Here is a 7,806-nt window from a genome sequence, read left to right as displayed (position 1 = left end):
TTTTGCACCGCCAAAGTCGAGGCGGTGCATTTTTATTTCTTTACTATTCGATTTTAAAGATATTGAACATATTGAAGCTGTTTAAACTTGTGGGAGATTGCTTGCGTAAGCAATGAATTTATACTGTTTGAGCGAAGCGAGTTTATAAATTCTTGACTTTCTTTTGCTACTTTTCTTGTGTCAAGACAAGAAAAGTAGGGCTTTGCGAAGAGAAAAATAGTATTTATATACAAACTAAACATTCATTTAACTTTATTCTTAACACGAAAACACTAGCCAACAGTTACTTTTGCTTTTGCCTCAAAATAACCAAGGTCAAACTTTTAAATACTACAATTCCAAAAATAACTAGCCTTTTAAAAATGAAAGGCAATTTAAAACAAATACCAAATGGATAGAAATCAAATCACGGGGCTATTATTGCTGATGGGGATGTTGCTGGGGTACCAGTTTTTCTTTGCTCCGAAAGATGAACCAAAACAAGCACAAAAAGCGCAAGTTGCACAAACTACGGTACACAAAACGGTAGCTCCAACCACTGTTGATACTGTAGCCTTGAAGGCCGCAGCTGGTGATTTTGCGACGGCAGCTACTGGCGTGGCGCAAGATGTAGTTCTTGAAAACAAAGACATCAAAGTTACTTTCTCAACTCAAGGTGGTAAAGTAAAACAAGTATTGCTTAAACATTACAAAACATACAAAGATTTCGCAGCACATAAAGAAACTCCTTTGACAATCTATGATGAAGCGTTCGACAAACTTTCTTTTGAATTAGCTACAACAAAAGGTAATGTAGACATCAACAAGTTGTTCTTTACTACCCAATCAAAAGGTGGTGTGGTGGCTGAGGGTCAAAAACAATCTGTAACGTTTACATTGGCCCTAGCAAATGGTCAGTCTATCGAACAAACTTATACTTTGGCGGGAGAAGGATACTTAGTTGATCAAAATACCCAAATCAAAGGATTGGACGGTTTGTTGAAAAGCCAAACTGCTAAAATCAATTGGGTTGAAGAGGTTCGTCCAACAGAAAAAGATTTGAATGAAAACCGTAAGGCTACTGTTAACTATCTAATAGCTGAAGGTGAAGAATTCGACCAGTTGACTGAAAACCCTACAAGTGCCAACGATGCTACACTTGAAAAGCCATTAAATTGGTTGACTTTCAAGAAAAAGTACTTCTTGTCAGGTTTTATTGCTAAAAATACACCAATCTCTAAAGCACAAATTTGGGCTACACCAAATCCAGAGGATTCGGTTAATATCAAAACGCTTCGTGCCAACATGGAGATTTCTTTGGCAGACATGAAAGCTGGCAAAGGACAATATCAATGGTATTTTGGTCCAAACGACTATAATAAAATCAAAGAAATTGCACCAGCATTTGGTCGTAACGTAAAATTGAGTTACGATATTTTCTTGCCAATTACACGCTACGTATTTGTTCCTTTATTCAATATTCTTGAAACAGTATTTAGCAACTACGGCTTATTGATTATTGCCTTGGTATTGGTAATTAAGTTTGCGTTGTTGCCATTGACTTACAAATCTTACGTAAGTATGGCAAAAATGCGCATCCTTCAACCAGAATTGAATGCTATCAAGGAAAAAGTGGGTGATGATGCAGCTAAATTGCAACAAGCTCAAATGAAATTGTATGGTGAAGTAGGCGTAAGTCCATTAAGTGGTTGTGTGCCTGTATTGGCTACCATGCCTATTTTGATGGCGGTATTTATGTTGTTCCCTAACTTAATTAACCTTCGTCAGGAGGCATTCTTGTGGGCTAATGACCTTTCTACTTACGACTCTGTATTAGATTTACCATTTAGTATTCCATTCTATGGAAATCATGTCAGTTTGTTTACGTTGTTGATGACTCTTTCGAGTATTGCCTACGGTTATTACAACAACCAAAACACGCCAGACCAAGTAGGTCAACCAATCGATATGAAGAAAATGGCTTATATCACGCCAGTTATCTTTATGTTCGTAATGAACTCACTTCCAGCGGGTATGAGCTTCTATTACTTCGTATCTAACCTAGTAACGATTTTACAACAAATCGGTATTCGCAAGTTTGTTGACGAAGATAAAATCAAGCAAGTTTTGGAAGAAAACCGTAAGAAAATCGCTGCAGGCGGAGGTAAAAAATCTCGTTTCTCAGAATATTTGCAAAAGCAAATGAAAGCAGCTGAAGAAATGCAGAAACAACAAAACGAAGAAAAGAAGAAGAAGAAATAATTATCTGATTTGAAAATGTGAAAATTTGAAAATGTGATAATTTGATGATTTGAAAATTTGATGATTTGAAAATTATTAATGTAAAAAGGTCTTCACTGAGAAATAAATTGTTTCTCTATGAAGACCTTTTTTTTCTAAAATTCAACAATTTTCAATTTACTTAATCTTCAGATTCCCCCATTTTCAAATAACCAAATCTTCAAATTAGCTCATTTCCAAATTTCCAAATTACCCAATCGCCTAATTTTCAAATTAGCTCATTACCAAATCTTCAGATTCCCCATTTTCAAATCCTCAAATTACCAAATCTTCAAATTACCAAATTTCCAAATTTTCAAATTAGAAAAATCTAATCTTTCAGCATTTCTATATGCTCAATCCCATCTTCGAGATATATTTCACTAGTTTGCACAAAACCAAAAGATTCGTAAAATCCCTTTAAATACAACTGTGCCCCGATTTTGATAGAAGAGCCGTAAAGTTCTTCGGCTAATTCAATAGAATTTCTCATTAATTCCTTTCCTACTCCAAATTTCCTTACTTTCGGAGAAGTTACCACACGTCCAATAGATGCCTCCTCATAGGATACTCCAGGAGGAACGATGCGAGTGTATGCTACAATCTGTTGTGTTTCAGTATCAAATCCCATTAAGTGATGACATTTAAAGTCCTTATCATCAAGGTCTTGAAACGGACAGTTTTGTTCCACAATAAACACTTCGCAACGCAACTGCAAGATTTGATAAAGTTCTGTCGTGCTGAGATTTCTAAAATGTTTATAGTACCAGTTCAAATTCATAAGAGGATCGTTAATAGTTTGTGATTTTAGGTTGACAGAAGTAAATTTAATAATAATGTCATCAATTACCCCAACTTAATCGGCATTCGTCAAAGTTTATTATATTTGTACAATCACAAATTCCATGAATTATGAAGAAATTATTGTTAGGAGTGTTATTGGTGGCATCATCCTACGGCTTCAGTCAGGCCCAGAGCAATCTGTCAGAATACGAAGCTCAATATCAAAAAGCCTTACTTTTCTATCAAAACAATGATTTTGAAAAAGCTAGAATCGCCTTTAGCCAGCTAAGTAACCTTCGTTTTAATAATCCTATTGTTCCTTATTCTTATTATTTTCAAGCTTTGGCAGCCATCAAAGTAGGAAAATATGCCGAAGCAGAGGCTAGTTTGCAAAATCTTCAATTGAGATATCCCAGTTGGGAGAAAAATGAAGAGGTAGCCTATCTTTATGCAACGATCGCTTTTGAGAATAAGGATTATGCCAAAGGGCTACAGATTGCCAATGCAATTACTTCCGATTCGCTGAAGAATGATATCTTGGATTTAAAGAAAAACTTTCTTTCTGATATTACTGACACAAAAAAACTAACGTCTTTAAGCGAGCAATTTCCTGAAGAAGTTTTATTGAAAGAAAGAATTCAAGCCAAGTCCTCTGAAATGTCTTCGACCAAAGAGCTACAACAATACCGCTTGAACAAGGGATATCTTAATTTTGCGTTTCTGCTTCCAGTCAATATCGACGAGCTATCACCTGACCATCCTCGCCGTGCCAACCAATATGTGTTTGACATGTATCAAGGTGCAAAGTTGGCTAAAGCTCAATTACAAAAAGAAAAGATTAACGTCAATTTACAGGTATATGATATTTCTAACGACGGAGAACAGATGTTAGAATTGCTTAACAATTCTTATTTTCAAACGACAGATTTATTGATAGGACCCCTGTATTCTGAAAGTAATAAGTTAGCAAATGCCTATTGTGAAAGCCATCAAATACCACTTATCAATCCAATTTCTAATAATGAAAAACTCCTAGAAATCTTCGATAAGTCATTTTTGGCACAGCCTTCTATCAAAATGCAAGCCATAAAAGCAGCGGAATATGTGACCAAACAGGCATTTTTAGGACGCAACGCAGCCATATATTACACCTCTTCCAGTAACGACTCACTTTTAGCAGAGGCTTACAAACAAGTGCTAATTAAAAAAGGTTATGATATTGAGGCTTTTGTCAAAGTAACAGCCAACTCGGAGGTAATTGCTAGCAAAATTCCTGATAAAAAACTCAGTCATGTTTTTTTGGCAACTTCCGACAAAAAGGCAGGTTTGGCGATGCTCACGGCTTTACAAAAAGATTTGTCAACGCCACTGGTGACTACTGCTGAGGCATTTCAATCAAGCAATTTGAGTGGTACAACCGTTGCAGGAAGAGAAATTTACTGTATTGACCCAGAGTTTATTGACAATGAAAATCCAGAGGTAGATAAGTTTAAAAAGGAATATTTTGCTAAATATGGAAGCATTCCTTCCTATTATTCGTTCTGTGGATATGACATGACTTTGTTTTGGGGAAGAGTTCTTTCTAAATATGGTGTAAACTTCAAAAAAGGTTTGGACGATTTAGATACCTACAAACAGTCTTTCTCGACCTCAGGGTACGATTATACGCAGTCTCAAGACAACCAAGTAGTACCTATCACTACTTTCCAAAATTATAAATTTGTATTAGCTAAATAGTGCATGGGCTACCATCGCATTAATTTTTGACAAAATGACTACTAAAAACAGCCAAGAACTTTTCGACAAAGCTAAAAACTACATCCCTGGCGGTGTAAACTCACCTGTAAGAGCTTTTAGAGCCGTTGGAGGAAATCCTCTTTTCATTAAATCGGCTAAAGGTGCTTACCTTTACGATGAAGATGGAAACGCATTTATCGAACTTATCAACTCTTGGGGACCTATGATTTTGGGTCACGCCAATGAGCTAGTCGAAAAAGCCGTTGCCGATGCTATTCAGTTAGGTTTTTCTTATGGTGCTCCTACGCGTCGTGAAGTAGAAATGGCAGAACTCATTACTTCGATTGTGCCTTCTGTTGAGAAAGTACGTATGGTAAACTCTGGCACAGAGGCTACGATGTCGGCTATTCGTGTGGCACGTGGTTATACGGGTCGTGACAAAATCATCAAATTTGAAGGTTGTTATCACGGTCATGGTGATTCATTTTTGATTGCAGCAGGTTCTGGTGCCATCACATTCGGACATCCAGATAGTCCAGGCGTTACTAAAGGTGTGGCCAACGATACGCTAACAGCTCCATATAATGATTTAACTGCAGTACAAACGCTAGTTGATGCTAATAAAGATCAGATTGCTTGTATTATCCTAGAACCCGTAGTTGGTAATATGGGTTTAGTAAAACCAGCAGAAGGCTTCTTGGAAGGTCTTCGCCAAATTTGCGATAAGGAAGGTATTGTGTTGATTTTTGATGAAGTAATGACTGGTTTCCGTTTGGCAAAAGGAGGTTTTCAAGAACGTTGTGGCGTAACACCAGATATGACGACCATGGGTAAAATTATCGGTGGAGGTATGCCAGTTGGTGCTTACGGAGGTAAAAAAGAAATCATGGATTGCGTTTCTCCTGCGGGTCCAGTATATCAAGCAGGTACACTTTCAGGAAACCCAATTGCTATGGCAGCGGGTCAAGCCATGTTGACTTACTTGAACGAGCATCCAGAAGTATATGAACGAATCGAAACGGTTGGTAATACCTTAACATCTGGTATTCGTGCCAATATGCAAAAACTTGGTTTGAATTATACCCTCAACCACGTTGGCTCCATGTTTACCTTATTCTTTACGGATAAGCCTGTAAATAATTTTGAAGATGCAAAATCATCAGATACTGCACTATTCGGTAAATTCTTTAATGCGATGCTGAAAAGAGGTGTCTATATGGCTCCTTCACAATACGAAGCGATGTTTATCTCGACTGCGCTTACTGATGAACACGTTGCTCAAATCTTGGATGCGAGTTATGAGAGCTTTAAAGAAATTTCAGCATAGTTTAGCGCCAAATATCATATTCCATCGAAGGTCAGCAATTTGCTGACCTTTTTTAAAACCTCTCAGTTCCTTATGAAATCTTATCTTCTTTCTACTTTCGTCATTTTTCTCCTTTTTTCTTGTGGAAGTTCAGAAGCAGACAAACTTCGAGAAGAAAATCGTGCTTTGAAAGAGCAATTGCATATTGCCCAAAATGGTGGTGATTCGCATAAGTATATTCTCAAACTTCGTTTGAAACAATCGCATTTATCATTAAGCATCAAAAAACATATAAAAGATGCTATGAATGCGGTAGATTTTGAGATTCCTGTAGACAAGGAGTTTTATGATAGTGTAGAAGAAGGGCAAGAAATCATTGATAATTTCAGATTTGGATCAATGGTATTATATGGAAGCTTCGGGGATTGGGAAATGAAAGTGAAGAAAAAATATGTAAAATGATTAGTTTTGTGGTCTGAAGAATGAGTGTCTCCCATTAGAAGAGGTCTGATGCAATGGCACTTTCTTGTTTTCAACACAAAAAATTAAACAATAGCTGTTATTTCAACACAGCGCTTTTTCCATGCGAAATTATTCCATTATTATTCCTGTATACAACCGCCCCGACGAATTGGATGAATTGTTGGCTTGTTTAACTAAGCAAACCTATAAAATCTTTGAAGTGGTGGTTGTAGAGGATGGCTCGGCCATAAAAGCCGATAAGATTGTTGAAAAATATCATTCTGAGCTGGAAATAAAATATATCCAACAACAAAATACTGGTCAAGGATTTGCCCGTAATACAGGTTTTAAGCACGCTACTGGCGATTATTTCATTATTCTTGACTCTGACGCGCTGATAGAACCAAACTATTTAGAAATTGTAGAAAAGCAACTCAATAGCAATTTCCTAGACCTTTATGGCGGGCCAGACCGCGACCACCCCAACTTCACTCCTATTCAAAAAGCCATTAGCTACTCAATGACCTCACTATTTACAACTGGAGGAATTAGAGGGAGCAAGAAAAATCTTGGAGGTACATTTCATCCCAGAAGCTTTAATATGGGTATGTCGAAGGAGGTTTATCGCAAAACCCAAGGGTTCATTATTACTCGTATGGGCGAAGATATTGAATTTTCGATTCGTGCCATAAGCCTAGGTTTTAAGTCTGGACTTATTCCTGAGGCATTTATTTACCATAAAAGAAGAACTAGTTTTATACAGTTTTACAAACAGTTGAGATTTTTTGGAAAAGCAAGAATCAATATCAGTCGCTTTTTTCCAAAAGAACTCAAATTGGTACACACCTTTCCAATGGTATTTACACTTGGCTTGTTTAGTATTCCTTTATGGTGGTTGGTTTTCAAACCATTTTTCTATCTGGCTATCGGTATTTTTGCCCTATATACCTTACTCAATTTTATTGATTCAACACTCAAGAATAAGAGTATTCAAGTAGGTTTACTCAGCATAATTGCCGTATATGTGCAATTGGTGGGCTACGGTGTAGGTTTTATTACAGAAGGTTGGAAAAAACTGTTTGAAGAAAAAGGATACAAACAATTAGGAGACAACATCGAATATCCATCCTGATTGAAGTGATGAGTTTTGAGTGTGGAGTTTTGAAAAATTTAGTGAGTGAGTGATTGTCGATTGAGTGATTATTTTTAAAATTTGTATTCTAGCAGTAGAGACGCAATGATTGCGTCTTAAGCCGAGT

At 36.8% G+C, this 7,806-nt stretch carries 6 protein-coding genes; 5 read left to right on the top strand and 1 reads right to left on the bottom strand.

The annotated features are described in order from the left end of the window. Window positions 1–390 precede the first annotated feature (390 nt). On the top strand, window positions 391–2,241 hold the full coding sequence (gene yidC, locus ACOVQ4_RS05900) for a membrane protein insertase YidC (RefSeq protein WP_421819725.1): 1,851 nt from the start codon (window positions 391–393) through the stop codon (window positions 2,239–2,241). Window positions 2,242–2,590: 349 nt separating this feature from the next. Here the strand turns inward: yidC and ACOVQ4_RS05895 are convergent, their stop codons facing one another. Further along, window positions 2,591–3,040, bottom strand: coding sequence for a GNAT family N-acetyltransferase (locus ACOVQ4_RS05895; RefSeq protein ID WP_095162833.1), 450 nt, complete (start codon window positions 3,038–3,040; stop codon window positions 2,591–2,593). Between the two features lie 131 nt (window positions 3,041–3,171). Between ACOVQ4_RS05895 and ACOVQ4_RS05890 the strand changes: the two genes are divergently transcribed. From ACOVQ4_RS05890 to ACOVQ4_RS05875, 4 genes are all read left to right on the top strand, one after another. After that, on the top strand, window positions 3,172–4,779 hold the full coding sequence (locus ACOVQ4_RS05890) for an ABC transporter substrate-binding protein (protein WP_421819724.1): 1,608 nt from the start codon (window positions 3,172–3,174) through the stop codon (window positions 4,777–4,779). Between the two features lie 34 nt (window positions 4,780–4,813). After that, on the top strand, window positions 4,814–6,106 hold the full coding sequence (gene hemL / locus ACOVQ4_RS05885; protein WP_421819723.1) for a glutamate-1-semialdehyde 2,1-aminomutase: 1,293 nt from the start codon (window positions 4,814–4,816) through the stop codon (window positions 6,104–6,106). Between the two features lie 72 nt (window positions 6,107–6,178). After that, window positions 6,179–6,547, top strand: a complete 369-nt coding sequence (locus ACOVQ4_RS05880; RefSeq protein ID WP_421819722.1) for a hypothetical protein — start codon at window positions 6,179–6,181, stop codon at window positions 6,545–6,547. A 121-nt stretch (window positions 6,548–6,668) separates the two neighbouring features. Next, entirely contained in the window at window positions 6,669–7,679 is a 1,011-nt protein-coding gene (locus ACOVQ4_RS05875) for a glycosyltransferase (protein ID WP_166577472.1), read from the top strand. Window positions 7,680–7,806: the final 127 nt, after the last annotated feature.

Source organism: Flectobacillus sp., from assembly GCF_049240685.1.
Lineage (GTDB): Bacteria > Bacteroidota > Bacteroidia > Cytophagales > Spirosomataceae > Flectobacillus.
This window is presented reverse-complemented; position numbering and strand designations above follow the sequence as displayed.

What these genes read in the sequence shown, in the direction of transcription:
- ACOVQ4_RS05880 (WP_421819722.1), top strand. Translation starts at nt 6,179, where the DNA reads ATGAAATCTTATCTTCTTTCTACTTTCGTCATTTTTCTCCTTTTTTCT.
- ACOVQ4_RS05875 (WP_166577472.1), top strand. Translation starts at nt 6,669, where the DNA reads ATGCGAAATTATTCCATTATTATTCCTGTATACAACCGCCCCGACGAA.
- yidC (WP_421819725.1), top strand. Translation starts at nt 391, where the DNA reads ATGGATAGAAATCAAATCACGGGGCTATTATTGCTGATGGGGATGTTG.
- ACOVQ4_RS05895 (WP_095162833.1), bottom strand. Translation starts at nt 3,040, where the DNA reads ATGAATTTGAACTGGTACTATAAACATTTTAGAAATCTCAGCACGACA.
- ACOVQ4_RS05890 (WP_421819724.1), top strand. Translation starts at nt 3,172, where the DNA reads ATGAAGAAATTATTGTTAGGAGTGTTATTGGTGGCATCATCCTACGGC.
- hemL (WP_421819723.1), top strand. Translation starts at nt 4,814, where the DNA reads ATGACTACTAAAAACAGCCAAGAACTTTTCGACAAAGCTAAAAACTAC.